The 23,679-nt window shown below is 61.4% G+C and carries 18 protein-coding genes and 2 pseudogenes; 8 read left to right on the top strand and 12 right to left on the bottom strand.

Features of this window, described 5'->3' with window-relative positions; all coding sequences use genetic code 11:
- Window positions 1-70: 70 nt before the first annotated feature.
- From F2S13_RS22790 to F2S13_RS22755, 8 genes are all read right to left on the bottom strand, one after another.
- Window positions 71-1,180 carry a mannuronate-specific alginate lyase gene (locus F2S13_RS22790; RefSeq protein ID WP_166365053.1) on the bottom strand — a complete coding sequence of 370 codons (1,110 nt, stop codon included), beginning with the start codon at window positions 1,178-1,180 and terminating at the stop codon, window positions 71-73.
- Window positions 1,181-1,187: 7 nt separating this feature from the next.
- On the bottom strand, window positions 1,188-2,645 hold the full coding sequence (locus tag F2S13_RS22785) for an alginate O-acetyltransferase (protein ID WP_166365051.1): 1,458 nt from the start codon (window positions 2,643-2,645) through the stop codon (window positions 1,188-1,190).
- A gap of 25 nt (window positions 2,646-2,670) precedes the next feature.
- Window positions 2,671-4,221: a mannuronan 5-epimerase AlgG gene (algG, locus tag F2S13_RS22780; protein WP_166365049.1), complete on the bottom strand. Its 1,551-nt coding sequence runs from the start codon at window positions 4,219-4,221 to the stop codon at window positions 2,671-2,673.
- Between the two features lie 25 nt (window positions 4,222-4,246).
- Window positions 4,247-5,704 carry an alginate export family protein gene (locus F2S13_RS22775; protein WP_166365047.1) on the bottom strand — a complete coding sequence of 486 codons (1,458 nt, stop codon included), beginning with the start codon at window positions 5,702-5,704 and terminating at the stop codon, window positions 4,247-4,249.
- Complete coding sequence (locus F2S13_RS22770) at window positions 5,701-7,059, bottom strand: SEL1-like repeat protein (protein ID WP_166365045.1); 1,359 nt, start codon at window positions 7,057-7,059, stop codon at window positions 5,701-5,703. Before F2S13_RS22770 ends, F2S13_RS22775 begins: the two co-directional genes overlap by 4 nt.
- Window positions 7,060-7,066: 7 nt before the next feature.
- On the bottom strand, window positions 7,067-8,242 hold the full coding sequence (locus tag F2S13_RS22765) for a PilZ domain-containing protein (RefSeq protein ID WP_166365043.1): 1,176 nt from the start codon (window positions 8,240-8,242) through the stop codon (window positions 7,067-7,069).
- A gap of 36 nt (window positions 8,243-8,278) precedes the next feature.
- Complete coding sequence (locus tag F2S13_RS22760; protein WP_166365041.1) at window positions 8,279-9,757, bottom strand: glycosyltransferase family 2 protein; 1,479 nt, start codon at window positions 9,755-9,757, stop codon at window positions 8,279-8,281.
- A 105-nt stretch (window positions 9,758-9,862) separates the two neighbouring features.
- The gene (locus F2S13_RS22755; protein ID WP_166365039.1) at window positions 9,863-11,179 is read right to left on the bottom strand and encodes a nucleotide sugar dehydrogenase; all 1,317 of its coding nucleotides are present in this window, start codon (window positions 11,177-11,179) and stop codon (window positions 9,863-9,865) included.
- Window positions 11,180-11,786: 607 nt separating this feature from the next.
- Here F2S13_RS22755 and F2S13_RS22750 point away from each other — a divergent pair.
- Together F2S13_RS22750 and F2S13_RS22745 are read left to right on the top strand one after the other, a co-directional pair.
- A complete protein-coding gene (locus tag F2S13_RS22750) occupies window positions 11,787-12,410 on the top strand; it encodes a glutathione S-transferase (RefSeq protein ID WP_166365037.1) in 624 nt (207 codons plus the stop codon).
- A 39-nt stretch (window positions 12,411-12,449) separates the two neighbouring features.
- Window positions 12,450-13,403: pseudogene (locus F2S13_RS22745) on the top strand (pyridoxamine 5'-phosphate oxidase family protein); the annotation flags it as partial.
- On the opposite strand, the gene F2S13_RS22740 reads toward F2S13_RS22745, so the two are convergent.
- From F2S13_RS22740 to F2S13_RS22730, 3 genes are read right to left on the bottom strand one after another with little or no spacing between them, the layout of a single operon-like run.
- Window positions 13,401-14,381, bottom strand: a complete 981-nt coding sequence (locus F2S13_RS22740; RefSeq protein WP_166365033.1) for a DHH family phosphoesterase — start codon at window positions 14,379-14,381, stop codon at window positions 13,401-13,403. The pseudogene F2S13_RS22745 and the gene F2S13_RS22740 sit on opposite strands and share 3 nt — an antisense overlap.
- A gap of 1 nt (window position 14,382) precedes the next feature.
- Complete coding sequence (locus tag F2S13_RS22735; RefSeq protein WP_166365031.1) at window positions 14,383-15,564, bottom strand: sulfotransferase family protein; 1,182 nt, start codon at window positions 15,562-15,564, stop codon at window positions 14,383-14,385.
- Window positions 15,561-16,670 (bottom strand): DUF1214 domain-containing protein, encoded by a 1,110-nt coding sequence (locus F2S13_RS22730; protein WP_166365029.1) that lies wholly within the window; start codon window positions 16,668-16,670, stop codon window positions 15,561-15,563. The genes F2S13_RS22735 and F2S13_RS22730 overlap by 4 nt, the downstream gene beginning before the upstream one ends.
- A 219-nt stretch (window positions 16,671-16,889) precedes the next feature.
- Between F2S13_RS22730 and F2S13_RS22725 the strand changes: the two genes are divergently transcribed.
- The 5 genes from F2S13_RS22725 (at window position 16,890) to F2S13_RS22705 (ending at window position 22,585) form a co-directional block, all read left to right on the top strand.
- Window positions 16,890-17,357 carry an SRPBCC domain-containing protein gene (locus tag F2S13_RS22725; RefSeq protein ID WP_166365027.1) on the top strand — a complete coding sequence of 156 codons (468 nt, stop codon included), beginning with the start codon at window positions 16,890-16,892 and terminating at the stop codon, window positions 17,355-17,357.
- Window positions 17,299-18,375, top strand: coding sequence for a sulfate adenylyltransferase subunit CysD (gene cysD, locus F2S13_RS22720; protein WP_166365025.1), 1,077 nt, complete (start codon window positions 17,299-17,301; stop codon window positions 18,373-18,375). The genes F2S13_RS22725 and cysD overlap by 59 nt, the downstream gene beginning before the upstream one ends.
- Complete coding sequence (gene cysN, locus F2S13_RS22715; RefSeq protein WP_166365023.1) at window positions 18,375-20,279, top strand: sulfate adenylyltransferase subunit CysN; 1,905 nt, start codon at window positions 18,375-18,377, stop codon at window positions 20,277-20,279. The genes cysD and cysN overlap by 1 nt, the downstream gene beginning before the upstream one ends.
- 237 nt (window positions 20,280-20,516) lie before the next feature.
- Window positions 20,517-21,677, top strand: a complete 1,161-nt coding sequence (locus F2S13_RS22710; RefSeq protein WP_166365021.1) for a helix-turn-helix transcriptional regulator — start codon at window positions 20,517-20,519, stop codon at window positions 21,675-21,677.
- A gap of 119 nt (window positions 21,678-21,796) precedes the next feature.
- Window positions 21,797-22,585 (top strand): SDR family NAD(P)-dependent oxidoreductase, encoded by a 789-nt coding sequence (locus F2S13_RS22705; protein ID WP_166365019.1) that lies wholly within the window; start codon window positions 21,797-21,799, stop codon window positions 22,583-22,585.
- Window positions 22,586-22,715: 130 nt separating this feature from the next.
- Here F2S13_RS22705 and F2S13_RS29505 read toward each other — a convergent pair whose 3' ends face one another.
- Window positions 22,716-22,820 carry a helix-turn-helix domain-containing protein gene (locus F2S13_RS29505; RefSeq protein ID WP_246237973.1) on the bottom strand — a complete coding sequence of 35 codons (105 nt, stop codon included), beginning with the start codon at window positions 22,818-22,820 and terminating at the stop codon, window positions 22,716-22,718.
- A gap of 81 nt (window positions 22,821-22,901) precedes the next feature.
- On the opposite strand from F2S13_RS29505, the pseudogene F2S13_RS22695 reads away from it, so the two are divergent.
- Window positions 22,902-23,486: pseudogene (locus F2S13_RS22695) on the top strand (SphA family protein); the annotation flags it as partial.
- Window positions 23,487-23,679 lie beyond the last annotated feature (193 nt).

Here is a 23,679-nt window from a genome sequence, read left to right as displayed (position 1 = left end):
CCTGACGCTCTGCGTCTCGACGCTGAGCGTCGGCCACTGCGTTCCCACGCGGAGCGTGGGAACGAGGAGGTCAGGAACCGTGTGTTTCGTGTGTCGGGTCATAGACCCTGGTCAGGTCACCGCCGAGGCGAAAGCTCTTGAACGGCTGCATTCCCCGCTTGCGCTTGATCACCTCCGGGCTGCAGGCATAAAGGCTGCACCATGGCTCAAGCCAGGCGTACTTGCTGTCGATCTTCAGGTCAGTCATGTCCTGCTTCTCGCCGTTCCTGCGCTTGAACGCACTCGGGTCCCTGGTTCCCGCCAGCACCCGGTCACCCAGCCGCTTCAGCGCACCGTTGTTCTCCGGGCGCAGGTCAACCCCATTGGCCTGGGCGAAGCTGGCGATCATCGCCAGCGGCGGCAGGGCATAGTTGTGGTAGGCCAGGGCACGCTGCTTGCGCTTGAGTTCGTTGGGCAGGAAGCCCTGATCGTCGACCTGGTGGGCACCAATTCGGTATTCCCTCACGGCCCAGTCGAACAAGTCCTGGCGATCGGTCACCACGGCCGTGGACATCACCGACCAGGCCGCCCAGTACGAGTGGTTGTTGACCTGGTCCAGCGGCAGGAAGCTCCAGTCGCTGACCACCTGATCACCCAGCTTGCCGAACCAGTTCTCGATCAATTCGGCTTCCTGCTGATGCGCGGCCAGCGGGTGCGAGCTGGAGAACTTCAGGTGCAACCAGGCCGACGACAGGCTGCCCAGTGCCCATTTGCGCATGGATTTGCCGGTGTGGTTGAAGTCCGTGGAGGTCAATGCATCGGCGCGGGCCCAACTGCTCAGCCAGTCCAGCGTGCAGTCCAGTTGCTCGGGCCGGCCGTCACGCATGTACTGCATGACCTGCTTGCTCACCCCGCGCTCAAGGGTGGTGATGCTGGCGGTCGATTCACGGAAGGCTTTCTCAGCCTTGGCGTTCAGGGTCGCCCGCGCCTTGTCGGAGCCTTCGTACTTGCTGCGAAACACCAGCTTGCCGGTGTAGGGCGTGGGCACGGCATCGCACGTGAAGCCGCTTTTGCCGGTCTTCAGTTTTTCGATGCCGGCGTAGTAACCCTGCGGTGGCACCAGTGTCGCGGCCTGTACGAATGGGCCCAACAGGGCCAGGCTGAACGGCAGCTTTCCAGCGGTGCTTTTCAACGTCTGCATGAGAGTCTCACAACCCGGCTTGCGCGTTGTGGCGCGCGAGGCCAGGGAATACGTTGCGTTTGCACACTTTCGCCGTGACTTGCTGCGGCGCGCTCCCGGCCTCGGGGCCCTGGACTTCCACGGCCAGCAGGTTCTGCTCGGCCCAATCCCCATCGTTGCGCAGTTCAAAGGCGAAGCGCCCGTCGGTTTCGGCTGTTTTCGGCTTTTCGATCTTCACGCTTTCGTGACGGCCGTTCATGTACCAGAGGGTTGCCTGCAGGTTTTTCACCGATGTGTCTTCGAACTGAATGTCGATCTGGTGACTGCCGTTGTCGAGGTGCTTGATGTCGCCAACCTTGCCATTGACCATCACCTCATTGCGTCCGGGTTTCAGTGTCGTTTTGGCGCTGAGCTGCGCCGGCTTGCCTTCGCAGCCGTTGTCGAGCAGGGCCATCAGCTGCCGGTAGATGGTTTCCTGGTCCAGGCGATACAGCGGCGAGAACTCCCAGATCAGGATCTTCGGTGGCTTTTTCTGGAAGTCTTCGCTGCCCAGGTACTGCAGCATCGAGCCTTCCAGGCCGCCGCCGGGGAAGGCGACGTTGAGCACGTCGGCGCCGATGTATTGCTCCAGGAAGCCGGCAAAGTTGTAGTTCTTGCCGCTATGGCTGGTGCCGACCAGGGTGATCTGCGGGTTGCCGGCATCGCCGAACAGATCGTCGCCACCACTTTCGCCCTTGGGTTCGGTGACGAACTGATCCATGTACTGGAACGCATAACTGGTGCCGCACAATTGCCCGGCAACGTTGTGCAGGGTTCCGGTCTTGCCCATGCGTCCGGACTTGTGGGTCTCGAATTCGCGCTTGGGGATCTGGGCGAAGCCAGGGATCTGTTTGACCTTCTCGGCCACGATCTTCGCCGCGCGCTCGGCGCCGTAAGGGGTCCAGTGCTGGTCGCCACGAAAATAAAAATCGTGGCCTTGCTCGGCTAGCGGCAGTTGCTCGTCGGTCAGCGGCGAAAAGTCCGGTACCCAAAAGCCCATCATGCTGAAACGGGCGAGCATGGCCTGGTAGTTCTTCAGCGCCTTGTCGTAGTCGAAGGTGGCCTTGTCGGCGGGCAGCAGCTTGTTGCGATTGACCAGGCCGCGGGTCGGTTGATAGACCACCACCAGCTCCACGCCCCTGGCCTTGAAGGCATCATGCAGTTGCTGCAGGCGCCGGTAGCCTTCGGGTGTGGTGTCGAATTCCGTGCGCAGGTCTTCGCGGGTACGGAACAGCCAGTCGCCTTCAGCCTGCACCAGGGTGGTGAAGTTCTGCTGATAGCGCGTGGTGTAGCGGCTGGCGTCGTGAGCCTCGGGGCAGAGGTTGCAGCACGGCTCGGCACTGAACGCGGGCGCTTGCACGTCATCGGCACGGGCGATGCCGCTGGCAGCCAGCATGGCGGCGACCAGGCCCGAGAGGCTAAGCAGTTTGACAAGATGTGGGTGCATAAAAATACCTTTCTCAGTCGCGCATTCAGGGCTGGCGTTCGTCGGGGTTGATCAGCACGGCTTTGCGCTGGCGCACCATCAGGTCGAGGATTTCGTCCTCATGCTCCCCCAGTACACCGGAGAAGCTGATGCCATTGGGGTTGCTCGGCGCATGCATGGAGACCCGATACAGCGCCACGCTCAGCGGCGAGTCGATCGACAGCGGGCCGCGGCCGTTGGCGGCCAGCTCACCGCCGACCAGTGTCAGCGATACCTTGGTGTCGAAGGGGTCCAGGGCGATGTCGCGGTCGGTGTCGGTGAGGTCCTTGATGTGCCCGTAGACACCCATCAGCCCGTTGGCCATGGCAATGTTTTCGTACAGGCGGATGTTCACGCTGTTGCGCACGCGGATGCCGTGGCGACGGTTGTTGATCACCCGGTTGTCCCAGATCAGGTTGTCGCCACTCTCGTAGAGGGTGATGCCGTCGGTGTGGTTTCGATAGATCTCGTTGTAGGCGATCAGGTTATTGACGCTGTTACGGTCGATCACCACGCCCGAGAGCTTGTTGTCATAGATGCGGTTGTTGATGATCCAGCTGTCGTTGACCTCGCGGGAAATGATGATGCCGTGCTTCTTTTTGGTTCCGTGGACGGTGTTCTCGGCAATGATCAGGCGGTGCGAACGGTCGTGCGGATCGATGCCGTAGATGATGTTGTCGCGGTAGGTGTTGCCCTTGAGCACGAAGTCCCGGGTCTCGAAGCAATAGAAGCCGTACCACATGTCCGAGAACTCGGAACCGATGATCCAGCCGGTCGGTTCGCTGCGGTTCATGGTCTTGGCCATGTCCGGGGTGTACTGGGAAATGCTGACGCCGTAGGACTTGCTCTTGGCGTAGCCGAAGCTGGCCATCCTGCTGTTGACCACATAGGTCTCGGTGCCGCCCCAGGACAGCAGGAACGGGCGGAATTCCTTGGGCGAGCGGAAGGTGGCCGGGCCGTTGTCCTTCTCGCGCCAGGCGGTGACCCTGGTGTCGGTGACGAACAGCTTGCCGTCGTTGACCAGGAACGAACCACCCTCCTGGGACAGGCGCAGTTCGCGGGTCTGCTTGTCGATCTCGAGGATGCCCTTGCGTCCGACCACGATCGGCAGGCGAGCGAGGAACACACCCGGTTCGGTTTCGCGGAAGTATTGTTTGGGCAGGGACCTGCTCAGGTCCTTGAGATTGACATGGCCGTCTTCGATAAAGATCGCCTGCGGAATGTCATGTTGGTGCGCCACCCATTCGGCCATCTTGTTGTCGCCACCGATGAACTCCTTCAGGGTGTCTTCCTGCAGCATGCGCCGCACCTGGACCTTGCCCGCCTGGCGACGATCGATCCTGGCCTGCACGGCTTCGGCGGTGTAACCGGTGAGATCCGGCAACACCGGCTTGTCCAGGTGCAGCGGTTCGATCGGCGCACTGGTAACGGTGTAGGTCTTGGCCAGCTGCAAAGCCTTGGCATTCGAAGCGGGTGCCGCGGCATTGGCCAGCACGATACTGCTGGCCAGCAAGGTCGCGGCCAGCAGGCCCCGGCTGCCATGGTGTCGAATATTCATCTCATCGCTCCCTTGGTGGCTTGCATCAGAATTGCCAGATCACGTCGACGAAGGCGCGGTGCATGTACGAATCCACTTCCTTGCCGTAGGCGTCGCCGGGCTTGAATACACCCCCGCGCAGGCGCACCAGCGCCGACGGTTCGTCGATCGACTGGCTCAGGGCCGCGGACAGCAGGCCTTGCTTGAAGTACTTGGTGACCACCAGATCCATTTCCTGGCCCAGGTCGTTCTCGCCCTGGATCAGCTGACGGTTGATGCCGTTATCGTCGACCACGGCATTGATGCTGCTGCCTTCAATGTTCTGGTCGCCATCGACGCGCCAGAACTTGTGGTAGATCAGGCTGGCGTCGTAGTCGCCGCGCAGTTGCCAGGAGGTGAACAGTGTCGCGGCCTGCAGGTTGCCCAGTTCGCCACGGAAGGCCTCACCGAAACGGCGGACGAACGAGCGAGTGCCGGTGAAGCGGGAACGGTTGCTTTGAAGGCCGGTCTGCTCGTAGTTGTCCGAACCACGGGCGTAGGCGGCGCCGACTTGCCAGTTCGGGTCCAGGCGCAGGCGGATGCCCAAATCCGTGGCCCAGGCGTTGACGTCGCCACTCTGCTTGCCGGTGGCGATCTGTTCGCCATTGACCGTGGTGGTGTCGAGGGCGTCACGATCACCGGTCAGCCAGGTCACGCTGGCCCAGTAGTTGAGGGTGTTCTGGTTGCGGAAGTCGTAGGCATCGCTGTCGGCTTCCAGCCCCAGCCAGGTGAGGTCGCCGGTTTGCGTCTTGTCCTGGTCGTCGACCACTTCGCCGGGGTTGGCCAGGTGGCCGCTGTCATGGCTGTGGTGGGCGCGCAGGCCGGCCCAGTGGCCCGGTTGCCATTGGGTCGCGACATCGCCGTAGAGATGCACACGATCCTTGTCATCGGGGGCCAGTTCGGTCAGGTCGGTGCGGTATTCGCTGAAGCGCTCGGCCACGCCCAGGTTGGCGCGCAGCAGGGTGGTGTCGAAGGTCCAGTTGAGGGCTTCGATGTTGGTGTCGCGCCACATGCCGTCATTGTTGTGCAGGCGCTGGCGGCCGAACTTCAATTGCTCGCCAGGGTAGGGGGTCAGGCCGCTGTAGCCGATCCAGAACTCGCGCATGGCCAGGTAGCTCTTGTCCGGCTCACGGCCGTCGATGCTGCTGGTTTGCGTTTGACCTTGATCGGATGACTGGTTCAGGGGGTCGGTCTCGATGATGTCGGTGGCAGCGACCGCCTGGCCCATGGCGTAGGCGCTCCAGTTGCCGCGCTCGCCGTAGACCCAGGGGCGCAGGTCCAGACCGACGCCGCTGACGTCGCCGCCGGAGCGAGTGCCCAGGTCACGGTCGGCTTCGGACTCGCCGGTGATTTTCACGTCCAGGCCGAAGTTCTTCTCGGCGGTCCTTGCTGCCAGGGTCGGGCATGACCAGATCAGGGCGAAGCCCAGGCCAATGCCGGCCTTCATCCAGGGATTGAGTTTCATAGGGAATCCTCACCGTCTGCTTGCAGCGCGCGCATTCGCCGTTCCTGTTGCAACAGGCGCTGGGCCTGGGCACGTTGTGCCGGCGGCAGTTGTTCATTGAGTTGCTGGGCAAGCTCGGTGGCTTGCGGTGTGTTTTGCGCCAGCGCCAGTTGGCTGAAGACATAAGCGTTGACCGGGTCGGGCCTGGTCCCGTGCCCTTGGGAGAACAACCGCGCCAGCGCATAGTCGGCGTTGCTCTGACCGCCACGGGCGGCAGTCAGCAGGTGGTCGAGGGCTTTCTGCGGCTCGACCTGGCCCAGGTAGCCGCGACCGTACAGCAGGCCCAGGTAGTAGTGAGCATTGTTCTCGGTGGCGGCGGCGTTTTGCAGATGGCTTTCGGCTTGTTTGGCGTCGGCCGGGACCATCTTGCCGTCGTAGTAGAGCCTGCCCAGCAGCAGCTCGGCACGGGGCTGATCGGCTGCACGGCCTTTGTCGATGTAAGCCATCAGCTTGTCGACGTCGCCCAGTTCCGGGAAGTCGTAGAGCAATTGCGCCAGGCTGACCCAGGAGGCTGGATTGGCTGCAGCGACTTGTTCAAGCAGGGTCTGCGCGGTTTTTTCGTCGGTCTTGCCCAGCTTGGCATCGGCGAGCACGCGGGCGACACTGTCGACCCGCGTGGCCGGGACTGCGCCGCGTTGGTAAGCGTCTTGCAGTTGCTTGACCATCTCGGCCTGCCGGTCGGCCTGGCCGCGCTTCTGGTAGACGGTCGCCAGCTCCACGTAGCAGATGTCTGTGGTGCTCAGCGCCGCCTTGCAGATGCGCTCGACTTCATCCAGATGCTGGTCGAAGGTACCCTGGGTGCGGTACAGCAACATCTGAGCGAGATCAGCTTCGGGGTAACCGGCAGCGCGCCACTGATCGATCCTCTGCTGCGCGTTGACCCCGGGGAAGCTGTGCGGGTATTGCAGGTAGAGCATCGCCAGCGGGACCAAGGTATTGCTCTCGCCATTGGCAAAGGCCTTGCTCAGCAAGGTTTCGGCTTCAATGTGCTCGGCTTCGCTGGCACCGGGCGTGGCTACCAGCAAGCGGCCCAGACGCGCCTGGGCATCGCTGTAGCCCAGATCCGCCAGCTGGCGGTAATTGCGTTCAGCCAATGCCGTGTCACCGCGCTTGAGCGCTTCATTGGCCAGGCGTTGGTCGGGTAGGCCGGCACAGCCACCGAGGCCGATAGCAATCGCCAATGTGGTGATTTTAAGAGCATCGCTGGCAAGCCAGCTCCCACAGGGTTTTGTGTTGAGTGGACTAACTCTGTGGGAGCGGGCTTGCCCGCGATCGAGTGCGCAGCACTCGCCAGCGTCGCGTAGTTTCACCGGCATGCCTCCTTCAGAGTCCACGAGCCGCAGCTTTACCGAACAACCAGCCCAGCCAGGAACCCCGATCACTGATCACTTCCACCGGGCGCCCCTCCAATGCGCTGTCCAGCGGTTCATCAGGCTTGATCGTCACCCGAATATCCGAAGACAAATCCTCTCTGCTCAGGTGTTGGCTGCTGACAATCGAACTGTCGACAATCTCCCCCAGACGAACATCGTTTTCGCCGGCGACCTGGAAGGTGACCTCGGTGCCTGGCTGGACGGCGTCGAAATGGCGATGGTTGAAGCGTGCGTCCACAGTGGCCTGGCTGTTGCGCGGCAGCAGCTGGAAGATCACCGCGCCCTTGCTGGCTGGCTGGCCGTCAGCGACCAGTTGCTGCGAGACGATGCAATCGCAGGGGCTGGTCAGGGTGCCGCTCAATTGCTTGCCGAACAGTTCCTCGATCTTGGCCGATTCCAGCTGCTTCTCGTCCAGATGGTCCTTGAACACATCGAGCATGCTGGTGCTGAATGAAGCCAACGGTGCACCTTTGGCGACTTCGCCGTGTACCTGCACCAGGCTCTGCACGGTGCCGTCGCGCGGTATGGTGACGTTCACGCTCGGCATGCTGACCACACCCGCTTCGGCATGGCTGACGAAGTACATGCCGTACAAGGATTTGGCGATGAAGCCGAAGGCCGCGAGGCCGACCAGAAAGATCCCCAGGCTGAAGATCACGGCGCGCAGGCGACCGAAGGTACTCATGCCGCTGCCGCCATCCTTTTGCTTGCGCGGCTTGGTGAAGTTGTCGCGCTGCAGGGCGTTCAGCACACCGTTCACGGTCACCCATTCACCGGCCAGGTGCGAGGTGATCAGGTAACGCAGGAAGCTGATGTCGTTTTTCTCCAGGTTCTGGAACTGGCAGCCCGTACGGCCGTTGCTCGGGTCGTATGAACGGATCTGGAACTCCACGTCCATGGCTATGATCAGGTTTTCGATCAGAAACTGCAGGCGACCATGAAGCACATCGCCCACGCGCCGGGGCTGTTTGGCGAGGACGCAGAAGCCGCCAGCCGAGAGGTCCTCGATCGTGTCGATTTCAGTGTCGGCGCCTTTGTAGCTCAGCTTGGCCGCAATCCGCACCCGGGCGTGTTGGCGTTGGGTTTGGGCTTCATGCACGACATTACCGTTCACTGCTTCATTCATGGGGGTACTCCTTGTTAAATCCATTTGGAGGCCGGCTCACATGGCCATCAGCACAGCTACGAAAATGCTGACCGCCGAGAAGGTCATGGTCCGGGAAGACCAGGTGTTGAACCATTGTTGAAAGCTCGCCAGATCACGCTTGAGGACAGTGGGCTGGCGCGTCCAGGCCTGTCGGTCGAGGCGGAAGAAGACGTAGATCTTCATGATCGCGCCGGCGATCTGGTTGTAATAAAGGATCAGCGGGTAGGCCGGGCCGATGGGGTGGCCGGTACACAGCAGCAGGAACGTCAGGATCAGTCGGGTGATGCCGATCCATAGCAGGTAAACCAGGAAGTAGACCGGGCTGAACTTGATGCTGGCGATGATGGCGAGCGTCAGGCCCAGCAGGCAGGCCCACATCGAAATGCGCTGATCGAACAGCACCATGCTGGTGAACAGGCCCAGGCGGCGGACACCCAGGCCCAGCGCTCGCGAGTTCTGCCGCAGGTTGTTGCCGTACCAGCGGAACATCAATTTACGGCTGGCCTTGATGAAGCTCTTTTCCGGTGGGTGCTCGACCGTTGTGATCGCTGCATCCGGCACGTAGAAGGTGTCGTAGCCCAGGCGCATCAGGCTGAACCAGCTGGACTTATCGTCGCCGGTGAGGAACTTGAAGTGACCCAGACGCCAGTGCTGCAGCGAGTCGCTTTCGACGTCGGCGATGAATTCGGGGTTGGTCACCACCGAGGCACGGAACATCGACATGCGTCCGGTCATGGTCAGCACGCGCTTGGACAGGGCCATCGAGCACATGTTGAGATGACGCTGGGCGAAGCGCAGCTTGTGCCATTGGCTCATGATGTAACCGCCGCGCACTTCGCAGAATTCGTTGGTGGTCAAGCCGCCGACATTGTCGAAATACTTGAACCAGGGCACGGTCTTGCGCACCAGGCCCTCTTCGAGCACGGTGTCGCCGTCGATGACCGCGACCACCGCGTTATCGTCCGGCAGTTGGCGGGAAATCGCGCGGAAGCCGTGGGCCAGGCCATCGCGCTTGCCGGTCCCGGCGATACGCACGAAGTCCAGTTTGACCCGCTCTGGCGGGTTGAACCTGTCCCAGAGGCTTTTCACCAGCAGCTCGTCGGACATCTCCACCAGCGAACAGACCACGGTGGTCGGGAAGCCGCAGGCGATCGCCTCGCGAATCACCGAGCTGTAGACCTGGGCGGTGGTCAGCGCGTCGATGCGAAAGCTGGTGACCATCAGAAAGACGTGGGACGGGTCAGCCGCCGCACCGAGCTTGCGCACCTTGCGCCGCAGATACGGGTAGACCACGTAGAGAAACAGCATGCCGCGCAGGAAATGCGTGGCACCCACGGAATAACGCCAGATACCGACGACGCCTATCAGGAGGATGAAGTACTTCGACTCAGGGTCGAAAATGGTTTTGGGCAGCATCAGGGCGATCGCCATGAGCAGGCTCAAATAGAACAGCCAACCGGCGGCCAGGAGGAGGTTGTGTTTTAGCCTGTGCATCATCTGCATCCGTCTTGTTATCGGGCCTGTTTAAACGGGTCACAGGGCCCGAATTTGGTTAAGGCAGGCATAGGGTGTTGCGCAGGGCCCGAAGGCCCGCAGCGATTACCAGCAGATGCCTTCGGTACGGTGGGCCGCAGAAGTGGTCCTGGCCATGAAACCGACCAGGTCGATGACCTGTTTGCCCTCGGGTACGTTCTGGGCGATGGCGCGGAACTTCTCGTCGCGGTTGCCGAGGATGATCACGTCGGCGTTGTTGATGACCTGATCGAAGTCCGAGTTGAGCAGGGACGAGACGTGGGGGATCTTCGACTCGATGTAGTCCTTGTTCGCCCCATGGATGCGCGCGTATTCGACGTTGCTGTCATAGATGCTCAGGTTGTAGCCCTTGCCGATCAGCATTTCCGCCAGTTCCACCAATGGGCTTTCGCGCAGGTCATCAGTGCCGGCCTTGAAGCTCAGGCCGAGCAGGGCGACCTTGCGTTTGTCGTGACTGGAAATGATGTCGAAGGCGTTCTGGACCTGGGACTCGTTGCTGCGCATCAGCGAGTTGAGCAACGGTGCTTCCACGTCCAGCGCGCCTGCACGGTAGGTCAGGGCGCGCACGTCCTTGGGCAGGCAGGAGCCGCCGAAGGCGAAGCCCGGGCGCATGTAGTACTGCGACAGGTTCAGGGCCTTGTCCTGGCAGACCACATCCATCACGACACGACCATCGACGCCGACAGCCTTGGCGATGTTGCCGATCTCGTTGGCGAAGGTGACCTTGGTCGCATGCCAGACGTTGCAGGTGTACTTGATCATCTCGGCCACTTCGACGTCCTTGCGGATGATCGGAGCGTCGAGTGCTTCGTACAGCGATTGCAGAACATCGCCGCTGGCCTTGTCGAATTCGCCAATGACGGTCATCGGTGGGAAGTCGTAGTCCTTGATCGCGGTGCTTTCGCGCAGGAATTCCGGGTTGACCTCGACGCCGAAGTCGACGCCGGCTTTCTTGCCCGAGTAATCTTCGAGGACCGGGATGACCACGTTCTTCACGGTGCCCGGCAGCACGGTGCTACGTACGACGACGGTGTGGCGGGTGTTTTTCTCGCGCAGGGCCAGACCGATCTCGCGGCACACCGATTCGATGAAGTTCGTTTCCAGGTCACCGTTCTTCTTGCTTGGCGTAGCGACGCAAATCATCGACAAGTCGGTGTCGCGAATGGCTTCGGAAAAGCTGGTCGTGCCGCGCAGGCGACCGCTCTTGATGCCCTGCTGAAGAAGTTCTTCCAGGCCGGGTTCAACGATGGGCGATTTACCCTTGTTGATCAGGTCGATCTTGGTGTCGGAAATATCAACGCCAACGACCTCATGACCCCGTGCAGACAAGCAACCGGCGCAGACTGCACCGACATAACCCAAACCAAAGATGCTGATACGCATCGCACTCACCTCATGTGTTTATCACGCCGGTTCAAACAATAAGAACCAGACTGGATTGAATAATCAGCAGTGCTCGGGCACGCGAAAGTGTGACGGCTTAATGTCAAAGTTCCGGGTGCAGGCAGAATAAGTTTCGAGTGCCCAGGAATGTGCACTCAAGTTTTACGCAACTTCCTTGTTGTAGTGGTATGTCTTGGGATAGAGCCGGTTTTGATGGTCGAACGCTTCACTGTTCCCCAAATCGAAAATGCACTTCGGTAATACGTCGTTACACTAACCTCGGGTTGCTTGCGCAACAACCTAGCAAAACTGATAGGTTTTTTGATCAAACAATAAGTGCTAGGCGATATTAAATATCTAGTAGGGCCAGGCGGGTTTGCCGCTATAAGTAAATGAGCAAGTCGGGAGTAGTATTATTGTGCCAGTATCGAAAAAGTTATCGATGTATCCGCTACCCTGTAGGAGCTGGCTTGCCAGCGATGAGGCCCGAACAGGCAACACAGTTTTATTTCACCAGCTGAAACAGTGGATTGCCAAAACTGGTGATTCTGTTGATAGAGGTACAGAGGCAAGCTTCAACGCAACCAACCTCGATCAGGAAACCGAGATGACAATCAAACTCTACCGCCATCCACTGTCCGGCCATGCGCACCGCGTCGAACTGATGTTGTCCCTGCTGGGCCTGAGAGCCGAACTGATCAACGTCGACCTGGCCAACGGCGCCCACAAGCAGCCTGGCTTCCTCGCCATGAACGGTTTTGGCCAGGTTCCGGTCATCGACGACAACGGCATCGTGCTGGCCGACTCGTCGGCGATTCTGGTGTACCTGGCCAGGGCCTACGACAAGACCGGTACCTGGTTGCCGGACGATGCGGTCGGTGCGGCCAACGTGCAGCGCTGGCTGGCAGTCGCTGCCGGGCAGATTGCCTCGGGGCCGGCCAGGGCCCGCTTGATCACGGTATTCGGTGCGCCCTTTGACGCGGCCGACACCATCAAGCGCTCCCATGATCTGCTCCAGGTCATGGACAAGGAGTTGGCCACCCGCGACTCCCTCGCCGGCAACCACGCCACCATCGCCGATATCGCCGGGTATGCCTACATCGCCCATGCGCCGGAAGGCAATGTGTCCCTCGAGGCGTACGCGAACGTGCGCGCCTGGTTGGCGCGTATTGAAGCGCTCAAAGGCTTCGTTCCAATGCAACGCACGGCGATCGGCCTGCAAGCGGCCTGATCCGCAAAGCCACTGGCCAACCAGGTGGGAGTCAAAGCGATGAGCGATTCAAGCGATCAAGTTGTCTCTCCCTGGCATGCCGGCGAGAAACAGTTGCAGGAACGGGTTGGCGTGTCTGAACGAATGGAAGAGATCGGGCGCAAAGTCTTGCGTGACTACATGCCCGATCAGCACCGGGAGTTTTACCGGCAGCTCCCCTTTATTGTGGTCGGTGCGGTCGACAACGATGGCTTGCCCTGGGCAAGCCTGCTCGACGGCCAGCCCGGATTCATTCACTCCCCCGATCCGCAGTTGCTGGATATCGAACGCCTTGTGGACGCGACCGATCCGCTTGGCCTCGTGTTTGAGCCAGGCACTGCCGTCGGATTGCTGGGCATCGACTTGCATACACGCCGACGCAACCGTATGAACGGTCGCATCAAAGCCCTGTCGGACCATGGCTTTCGGGTCGAGGTCGAACAGTCCTTCGGCAATTGCCCGCAGTACATTCAACAGCGTGAGTTGGTGCCGGTGATCCCGCGCGCATCGACGCCACAGGTGGAGCGCATGGGTGAACTGGACGCTGCGGCGCAAGCCATGATTCGTGGTGCCGACACTTTTTTCGTTGCAAGTTTCGTGGACCTGGGCAACGACCCGCGGCAGCGTTCGGTGGACGTCTCGCACCGTGGCGGCCAGACAGGTTTTGTCCGGGTGGACGGCAACCTGCTGACCATTCCCGATTTCTCCGGCAATCTGCATTTCAATACGCTGGGAAATCTGCTGCTCAATCCAAAGGCCGGTTTGTTGTTCGTCGATTTCACCTCGGGTGACATGCTGCACATCAGCGGCCGCGCAGAAGTCCTGCTTGACGGGCCGTCGCCCGACACCTTTCAAGGTGCCGAGCGGTTCTGGCAGGTACGGGTCGAGCATGTTGTGCGCCGGCCCGCAGCCTTGGGCTTGCGCTGGAGGTTCGAGGGCTTTTCACCCAGGAGCCTGCTCACCGGAAGCTGGTCAGATGGACTCGGCGTTTGACTGCCAGTCATAAGCGTCCTCGAAGGCTTCGGCAAATGACGCCAGGTCGCAGGCTGGGAGGTGGTTGATGCCCGCTGCCCGCGCACGACCGCCGCCCGTGGCGAAACGCCGGCAGAAGGCATCCGCCGCCAACGGATGCTGCGCCGAGGTGCGCACGCTGACGGTGAAACCGCCGCTGCTGTTGCTGCTGAGCAAGGCCAGCGCCTGGTCCGGGTGGCGGTTTCTCAATTGGTTGGCCAGCACGCCCATGACCCGCCGCGCCCAGGGAGCATCGGGCAGGCGGTATAACGCCGCGCCTGGCACCTCGCGCCAGGCGCCGAGGCGCGCTGCCTTGGCCATGTCCGCCTGATAACCGCGCTGCAGCGTGGCAAAGGCCGGGCTGCCAGCGATGAAGTCCAGCGGGTCGGCGAAGGGCCGCATCGCCTCGGCGAGCACCGCCGGGTCGAAGTGCAGGTCACCGAGGGTCTCGCCATAGGCGTTGTAATTGAGGTAGAGGCCCAGTTGTTCGAGCGGCTCGATCTGTTCGGGCGCCAGGCCGTATTGTTCGGACAGCGCTTGCCCGAGCTCCGCCAGGCCATCACCGAAGGCGGCGACTATCGCCCAGCGGTGATGAAGCCCGTCGAGGTAGTCGTTGACCAGCGAGCTGGTGCAGACATTCGCGGCGGTGTCGATGTACGACTCGAAGCTGCCATGGCTGGGTAGATCCCCGGCGAAATGATGATCGAAGTAGCGCAGGGTCGCGCCGCCTTGCAGCAGGCGCGCGACGTCCTCGCGGTTCTGGTCGTGGGCGATGTCCAGCACGGTGACGCGGTCGCCACGGCCGGCCTGGACCCGGCGCAACAGGCTGATATCGCGCTTTACACCGGTCACCAGTTGGCCCTGGGATCCCTGTGCCAGGCGCAGCTGTTGCAAGGCGCACAAACCATCGGCATCGCCATTGAAGGCAAAGTATTCAGTCATGTCAGATCCGGGTTTGAGCATTGATGTGGCGGGCCCGGTAGGCCGCATAGTCCTGTTCCAGCTGAGGTTCGCTGAGGCCGAACTGTTCCAGGCTGTAGGCGTGTGCGGCACGTTTGTCCCGGCCGTTCTGTGCAAGCCAGTCGCTCATGGCGGTGCGTACCTCATCGCCCAGCGGCAGATTGGCGAAGCGGTAGATGCCTTCGATCACGCCAAGCGGGTCGGACAGGGTGTTCTCGAACTGCACGTCCAGGAAGCGTTCGGCCGGTTGATCCGCACGCACTGCCATGCTGTGACGGATGGCACGCGCCATGCGCGCGTTCCACTGAGCCCCGACCTGACGCGCATCGGGGTTCTCGCTGTACATCTGCCAGAGGGTGTGGACGAAGCTGGCAATCGACGGGATGGTCTTGCCCGGCTCGCGGTGGGTGAGGATGACCTGCGCGCGCGGGAAGGTCTTGAACAGCAACTCCAGGGTATGCAGGTGCTGTGGGCTCTTGAGCAGCCAGCGGCGGCCGGTCGACAGCCCGCGCCGCTGTTGCTGCCACTGGAGGAACTGGAGCATTTTTTTCAGGTAGGCGTACACCTCGCTCTGGTCCTGGCGATCCAGCCAGGCGGTGTAGGAGGGCACATTGGCGTAGGAGTCCATGGCGCAGAGGAAGGAGTGCTCCATGAGCATGAACTCTTCATCGGCCTGCATCGCGTCGAGCGGGTGGATGGACAGGATCTGCGGCATGTACTCGAGCATCGCTGCAACTTCAGCGCAGGCACGTTCCGTGCGCAGGCGGGGCTGCTCGACGGTTTCGCTCGGCAACGGCGCCGGATAGCGGGTTTCCCACCAGCTTGCCGAGTGGAACTGCGGGTCCACTGCGAGGGCGCGTTGCAGCAGGGTGGTGCCGGTGCGTGGCAAACCGACGATGACCAGTGGGTTGTCGAGGACCTGCTGCTCGATTTCCGGATAGCGCCGACAGTAGTCTTCGATCACCAGGCGATTGACCAGTTGGCCGAGCAGTTTTTCGTGCATCAATGCCAGGCCCTGTTCGGACAGGTCGGCTTCGGCATGCAGCGAGTCGATCAATACCTGCAACGCCTCGCGGTAGTTGCCGGGGCCGAAATCGCTCAGGCCCTGGGCGCGGGCGCTGGCTTCGGCCAGCAGGTTGTCGAGGTTCAGTGGCGAGGCGGTCATAGGGAGTCCTTGAGGCTATCAAGTTTGACGATGCGCGTGGTGGGGTGAACGGGTTCGCTGGCGCCGACCCAGCGCAGGCAGAGGGTGCCCTGCTGGTGGCCCGCGGTTTCCAGCCAGTTGGGCAGGCCGGGGTCACGCGCACTGAGGATCAGGGTGACGCCGCCCTGGTCGTTGTAGCGGGCCGAGTGCTTGTTCAGGCAAATCCGGTGGTAGCGGTAGTCCAGGGACTCCATCCAGTAGTTGTTGATCTGCAGGTTCCAGAAGTCGCAGTCCGGCACCGATTCGACTTCGATCAGCAGCGCTTCGTCGTCGGCCAGGGCCCAGTGCGAGTGGTAATAGAAAATATTCGGGTCGCCACCCACGGCCTGGCACAGGGCCTGGTTGGCCGGTGGCAGCTGGTTGCTGTGGCCTTGATAGCCCTGGGCCCAGTCGGCGAACAGGCGGGCAGTGTTTTCCACGAAACTGGCGGCGCGTTGCAGGCCTTGATGCAGGCGGTGCGGGTCGAGCGGGGCGGGCTTGTCGCCGCTGCCGATGCGTTCGATGCGCAATTGCGCGGGCTTCTCGGTTTTACGGTCGAGGAAGGTCTGGCGCACGATCAGCGCATTGCTCTCGGGCTCCAGGCGCACCCAGTTGGCGCCCTCGGGTTGCTGGCTGAGGATGATCTCGAAGCTGCCGTCGGGATTCAGTTCCAGATGCTCGGCATCGATGGCACCGGTGGGGGTCATGGTGCCGTCGGTTTCGTAGCCGCCTTTCTGGGTGCCGAAGCTCAGGTAGGCGACGCTGCCGCGCTGGCCGCTGATGCGGTATTGGTTGTTACCGTTCAGGCGAGCGTACTGGTAGAGATTGTCGGGGTTGTCGGCGCCGATCTTGCCGGTTTCGTGGGAAGGCGAGAAGAACCCGGGGAAGTCCGGGTCGGCGAATTCCACGTGCATTTCCAGGGCGATGCGGATCAGCCGGCTCAGGTAACGGAAGCCTTCTGCGCGGGTGTGCGCGTCGGCAGGGGCCTCGGCGCGCAAGATCTGGTCGCCGCTGCGCTTGAGTACATCGCAGAAGGCGTGCCAGGTCTGGCCACTGTGCAATTGCTCGTCGATCGTGTCTGTCGTCATGTTGAATCTCCTGTCACCCAGGTGGTGCCGGTGCACAACCCTCTGGGACCTACCCTATAAATGCGAGTGACCGGGATTCTTCGTCTGACTGGACTAGGGCGAGACTTAGTCCGGGTAGACGAGGAGCCGGATAGCAGGCACTGGGCAAGATGGGGAGCGGGCTGCACCGGCCCGCCTTGTCATTTCGGCGTGGTGGCGACACTGCGCACAGGAGCTCCAATGGCCCAGAACACACTCGTGACTTCAGTAATCGTGGATATCGCCGCACCGGCAGAACTGGTATGGGAGGTGCTGGTCGACCTCGAACGCTATCCGCAGTGGAACCCCTTTACGGTCAAGGTCGAGTCGTCCTTGCACATGGGGGAGGTGGTCAACTTGTTCCTGCCGGACCCGACGCGCCCGGGTGAGTTGGTGCATGTGGTCGAGTACCTGGCTGCGTTCGACCGGCCGAAACAGCTGTCCTGGGAGATGTACGCCACGGCCGACAAACCGGATGCGGCACGTCGCGACCAATACATCGAAGCGACCGGCGAGGCGAGCTGTCGCTATCACACCACCGACCTGTTCCTGGGCCCGACCGCGCAGACGGTGATGGAAAATCACGGTCCGTGGGTCAAGCAGGGCTTCGATGCGATCGCCCATAGCCTCAAGGCACGAGCAGAACAGCTATACCGCGAAGGCAGGTAAACCGCCCTGGAAAATTCTTAGTCTGGTTAGACGAAGAGCCGCGATCCTCGCTTTCAATACTGTGATCTCCAGCAGGGCCCGACCACTCCGGACGGGCCCGGCAACCTTGAGGAGATCAGAGATGTTGACTCATTTGCAATGGCTGGAGGCGCAGAGCATCCACATCATGCGCGAGGTGGTGGCCGAGTGTGAAAACCCGGTGATGCTCTATTCGGTGGGCAAGGACAGCGCCGTCATGCTGCACCTGGCGATGAAGGCGTTCTACCCGGCCAAGCCACCTTTTTCCCTGCTGCACGTGGATACCACCTGGAAGTTTCGCGAGATGATCAGCTTCCGCGATCAGACCGTCGAACGCCTGGGCCTGGATCTGAAAGTGCACATCAACCCCGAAGGGCTGGAGCGAAATATCAACCCCTTCACCCACGGTTCGGCGGTGCACACCGATATCTGGAAAACCCAGGGTCTCAAGCAGGCGCTGGACCTGTACGGCTTCGATGCGGCCTTTGGTGGCGCACGGCGCGACGAGGAGAAATCCCGGGCCAAGGAGCGGATCTTTTCCATTCGCTCCGAACAGCATCGCTGGGATCCGAAGATGCAGCGCCCTGAGTTGTGGCGCCTGTACAACACCCGCAAGCGCAAGGGCGAAAGCCTGCGGGTGTTCCCTATCTCGAACTGGACCGAACTGGACATCTGGGAATACATCCACCTGAACAATATCCCCATCGTGCCTTTGTACTTTGCCAAGGAGCGCCCGGTGGTCGAGCGCGACGGCACCCTGATCATGGTCGACGACGACCGCATGCAACTGCGACCCGGCGAGGTGCCGCAAATGCGCCAGGTGCGTTTCCGCACGCTCGGCTGCTACCCGCTCACCGGCGCCATCGAAAGCTCGGCCCGGAACCTCCCGCAGATCATCGACGAAATGCTGCTGAGCAAGACCTCGGAACGGCAGGGGCGGCTGATCGACAGCGATTCGGCCGGCTCCATGGAAAAGAAAAAACAAGAGGGGTACTTCTGATGAACCAGGTTACTGACCCGATCGCCGAGGACGTCCAGCATTATCTGCAATCGCAACAGTCCAAGGGGCTGCTGCGCTTCATCACCTGCGGCAGTGTCGACGATGGCAAGAGCACGCTGATCGGCCGGCTGTTGTATGAATCGAAAATGCTCTTCGAGGATCAACTCGGCCAGCTCGAAATCGACTCGAAAAAGATGGGCACCCAGGGCGGCGAGCTCGACTTCGCCTTGCTCGTCGATGGCCTGGCCGCCGAGCGCGAGCAGGGTATTACCATTGACGTGGCGTACCGCTTCTTTGCCACCGAAAAACGCAAGTTCATCGTCGCCGACACCCCGGGGCACGAGCAGTACACCCGCAACATGGTCACAGGGGCGTCAACCGCCGATGTGGCGGTGCTGTTGATCGATGCCCGCAAGGGCTTGCTGACCCAGACCCGTCGGCACAGCTACCTGGTGTCGCTGATCGGAATTCGCCAGGTTGTGGTGGCGGTGAACAAGCTGGACATGGTCGGCTATTCCCGCGAAGTGTTCGAGCAGATCGAGCGCGATTACCGTGCCTTCGCCGCGCAGCTCGGCCTGCAGAACATCGTCTGCATCCCCATGTCGGCGCTGGCGGGCGACAATGTCATCGAGCCCAGTGCCAACACGCCCTGGTACCAGGGCCCGACACTCATGCAGTATCTGGAGAGCGTCGAAGTGGAAGGCGAAGCCCTGGCTCAAGCGCCATTTCGCATGCCCGTGCAATGGGTCAACCGGCCCAACCTGCACTTCCGTGGCTACGCCGGCAGCGTGGTCGCCGGCTCCATTCGTTGCGGCGAGCGCATTCGCGTGCTGCCGTCGGGCAAGGAAAGTCGCATTGCCAGCATCATCACGCCGGCTGGCGAACAGGATCAGGCAATCTGTGGCCAGGCGATTACCCTGACCCTGGAAGATGAAATCGACATCAGCCGTGGCGACATCATTGCCCCGGTCGCGGCGCCCCTCGCGGTCGCCGATCAGTTCGAGGCGACCCTGGTGTGGATGGGCGAGGAGCCGATGTTGCCGGGGCGGCCTTACCTGTTGAAAATTGGCAGCCGCACCCTGGGCATGACCTGTGCGACGCTCAAGTACAAGGTCAACGTCAACACCCTCGAACAACTGGCGGCCAGGACGCTGGAACTGAACGAGATCGGCGTCGGCAATCTGAGCCTGGACGCGGCCATCCCCTTCGATGCCTACGGCGACAATCGCGATACCGGCGGCTTTATCGTGATCGATCGGCTGAGCAACAACACCGTCGGCGCCGGCATGCTGCATTTTGCCTTGCGCCGGTCGCAGAACGTGCACTGGCAGGCCATCGACGTCAACCGTCAGGCCCATGCGCTGCTCAAGGGCCAGACCCCTTGCATTCTCTGGTTCACCGGTTTGTCCGGGGCGGGCAAGTCGACCATCGCCAACCTGGTCGAGCGCAAGCTGCATGCACTGGGACGGCACACCTACCTGCTCGATGGCGACAATGTGCGTCACGGGTTGAACAAGGACCTGGGCTTCTCCGAGGCCGACCGGGTCGAGAATATTCGCCGGGTCGCAGAGGTGGCGCGACTGATGCTCGATGCGGGGCTGATCACCCTGGTTTCGTTTATCTCGCCGTTCCGCTCCGAGCGGGAGATGGCGCGCAAGCTGGCCAGTGACGGGGTGTTCATCGAGATCTACATCGATACCTCGATCGAAGTCGCCGAACAGCGCGATCCCAAGGGTTTGTACAAAAAGGCCAGGCTTGGTGAGCTGAAAAACTTCACCGGCATCGATTCGCCGTATGAACCGCCGGTGAGCCCGGATATCCGCATCGATACCTGCACGGACAGTGCCGAGGTGGCGGCGGAGCGTATTGTCGAGCATGTGTTGGCGGCCTTGCAGAGGGGCTGAATGCAGGCACCGCGGTCTGCCTGAATTACCGCGGTGTTCCGATCGCTGGCAAGCCAGCTCCCACAGAAATCAGTGTTGAATGATCATCCACGATCCCCTGTGGGAGCTGGCTTGCCAGCGATGCAGACGCCGCGGTCTGTCAGGCAATCCGCATAGGCCAAACGGACGATTCGCCCTCAGCGGTACTGTTCAACAATCGCGCAAGGCTCGATCAACCCATTGCGAATCCGTCAAAGCATGATCAGCGAAACGCTCTACCAAACCGCAGCACTCGACTCAGTCGGCCTGAGCGACTTTCTCGGTCGTATCTATCAGGGGCCAAAGGAATCCATCCCCTGGGCGGGTTTCCTGGAAGCGGCCCGTCAAAGGCTCGATGCCACCTTCGTCACCCTGGTGCTGCGAAATCCCGCAAGTGAACGACCAGGGTTGATCGTCAACGCGTCGCAGTTCGGTGCCCTGCTGCCGGGGGAGCCTTCCTACAGCGAACATTACTATGCGATCTGCCCCTTCATCGACTGGCCGGTAGACCGGGTCGCGACTGCCGACGAGGTATTCGGCCAGGCGAGCTGGTGCGAACATGACTTCTACCTCCAGTACCTGGCACCGTTGGACCTGCGCTACATCCTGGTCGCTAATATTCGCACGGAGGCCGGCGTGGACTGCGCCTTCTTCGTCTGTCGCAACCACCAGGGCCGTGACTTCGAAGACGCCGAGAAAGCCCTGGTGTCCGTACTGCTGCCGCATCTGAAAACGGCCGTCGACATGCACTCGACGCTCGACGAATTGAACTCCGAACGCCTGCTTTACGCCGCTACCATCGACCGCATGCTGGTGGGCACGGCGATCCTCGATGAACGCGGCAGGGTGATGAAGACCAACGAGGCCGCGAGTCGCCTGTTTGCCGCCAAAGACGGACTCTTCAGCCGGCAGGACAAACTCTGCGCCTGGTCGCCGACCGAAAATCGCACATTGCAGGAGGTGATTGGGCAAGCGCTGCAGCAACATCAGTGCGGCGATACCGAGTGCTTCGAAGTGATCGCCTTGTCCAGGCCCACCGGGGAGATGCCGTTGACCCTGCTGCTGCGGCCGATTGCACTCAACTATCAGGCCAACGACAGCAGCCGACGCCCCGCGGTCGCGGTGTTCATCCGCGACCCTGCCGATTCGCCCCAGGCTTCGCGGCAGCTGTTGCGCAAACTGTTCCAGCTCACCGCGACCGAAACCGAGGTGGCCTTGTCGATGATGGACGGGCTGACCCTCGACGAAACCGCCGATAAACTCGGCATCATGAAAAACACCGTGCGCGCCCACCTGCGCGGCGTGTTCGCCAAGACCGGCGCCACGCGCCAGGCGCTGTTGGTGAAAACACTGCTGAACAGCGTGGTGTCGCTGGCCTGATCCAGTTTGGGCGTTGTGACTGGGCGTTTGACGTCGGCGGCTATGCTTATCTCCTGATCACCGATGACCGGCAGGACGGTGGTCGACAACGCCCACCCCTGGAACAGGAGACAATTGCGATGGACTACCAACTCAACGATAAACTGGCCCTGGTATCGGGTTCGACCAAGGGCATCGGCTTTGCCATTGCGACGGGCCTTGCCCGTGAAGGTGCTCGCGTGATCCTCAACGGACGCACCGAGGCTTCGGTCGAACCCGCGCTGGCAAAATTGCGCGGTCAGGTACCCGGGGCCAAAGTCGAAGGCTTTGCCGGCGACCTGGCGGACCCCAGGCAGATTCAGGCGCTGGTCGCGAAATACCCGTCGGTCGATGTGCTGGTCAACAACCTGGGCATTTTCGATCCCAAACCCTTCGCCGAGATTCCCGATGAAGACTGGCAGCGCTTCTTTGACATCAATGTGATGTCGGGCGTGCGCCTGTCACGCGCCTACTTGCCGAAAATGAAGGAAAGGAACTGGGGCAGGGTGGTGTTCATCAGCAGTGAAAGCGGGATCCAGATTCCGGTCGAAATGATTCACTACGGCCTGACCAAAACCGCGCAACTGGCCTTGTCTCGCGGCCTGGCCGAGGATTGCGCGGGCACCGGCGTCACCGTCAATGCCGTGCTGCCTGGGCCGACCAGCTCCGAAGGCGTCAATGAATTCGTCGGCAAGTTGTCGGGTGGCAAGTCGTTTGCCGAGTTCGAAAAAGAGTTCTTCGAAAGTGCACGGCCGAGTTCGCTTCTCAAGCGCTTTACCACGCCGCAGGAGGTGGCGAACATGGTGGTGTATATCTGTTCGCCGGCGTCGTCGGCGACCAATGGTGCGGCGTTGCGGGTGGATGGCGGGGTGGTCAGGTCGGCATTTTAAGCGGGTTTTTCTCGTTTCCTCGTTCCCACGCTCCGCGTGGGAATGCCGTGCCAGACGCTCCGCGTCGACATGGCACGACGCGGAGCGTCTACGGATGCATTCCCACGCAGAGCGTGGGAACGAGAGTCGCTCAGGGTTGCTTCTTCAGCCGATACGCCAACGCCGGCCGCGTCATGCCAAGCAACCGCGCGGCCTCGGAAACGTTCTGTCGGGAGCGTTTGAGCGCCGCCTGCATCATTGCGTCCTCAACCGCATCCAGGCCGATACCCAGATCGATCAACTGGTCCACCCAGTCAGCGGCCGGGTCCGACGGCTGATCGACCCGTTGGTAGACCTGAAGGTCGAGGTCAACGGCCAGTCGCAAAGCAAGCAGGGGCTGGGCGACATCATTTTCGGGCCGGCATTGGGCTTTCATCACAGCGAAAAGCTGCACAGCATCCTGGCCCTGGACCTGATTGCCCCGACGGGTCGATACGATCGCGGCGACCTGGCCAATATCGGCCGCAACTACTGGGACATCGAACCGGTGCTGGCGATTTCGTACATTGATCCGGCGGGCCTGAATATCGACGTCAAGACCATGTACGATTTCAACCTGGAAAACCCCGCAACCGATTATCGCTCCGGCCAGGAGCTGCATATGGACTATGCCATCGGCTGGGGGCTGGGCAATGGCTGGGTGGTTGGCGTTGGCGGTTATGCCTATCGCCAGATCACCGATGACCGGCAGGACGGCGAGACCATCGAAGACAACAAGGGGCGAGCCTTTGCCATCGGCCCCTCGGTGAAATACACCAGCAAGGACGGCTGGTTCCTGACGGCCAAATGGGAACAGGAAACCCAGGTACGCAATCGTGCCGAAGGTGATGCCTACTGGTTGAAGCTGACCGTGCCGTTCTGAGCTGCAGGAATAACCATCGCTCGTCGCGCAATGGTCGTAATAACTCGCAACATAGTGGGCGACCCTGCCGTCGCCCAGTAAACCCATGATGGTCATAACCATTGCGTGGCATGATAAGGTGGCTGCCGGCTGGAGTATCGGCGGGCAATTGCATGATTGTCATGTTCATGGCGGATCCTGCCTCCTGTCTGTC

Origin of the sequence: Pseudomonas akapageensis, assembly GCF_011355085.1 — a bacterium.
Classification (GTDB): domain Bacteria; phylum Pseudomonadota; class Gammaproteobacteria; order Pseudomonadales; family Pseudomonadaceae; genus Aquipseudomonas; species Aquipseudomonas akapageensis.
Note: the sequence above shows the minus strand (reverse complement) of the source record. Positions and strands in the feature narration are given on the sequence as shown.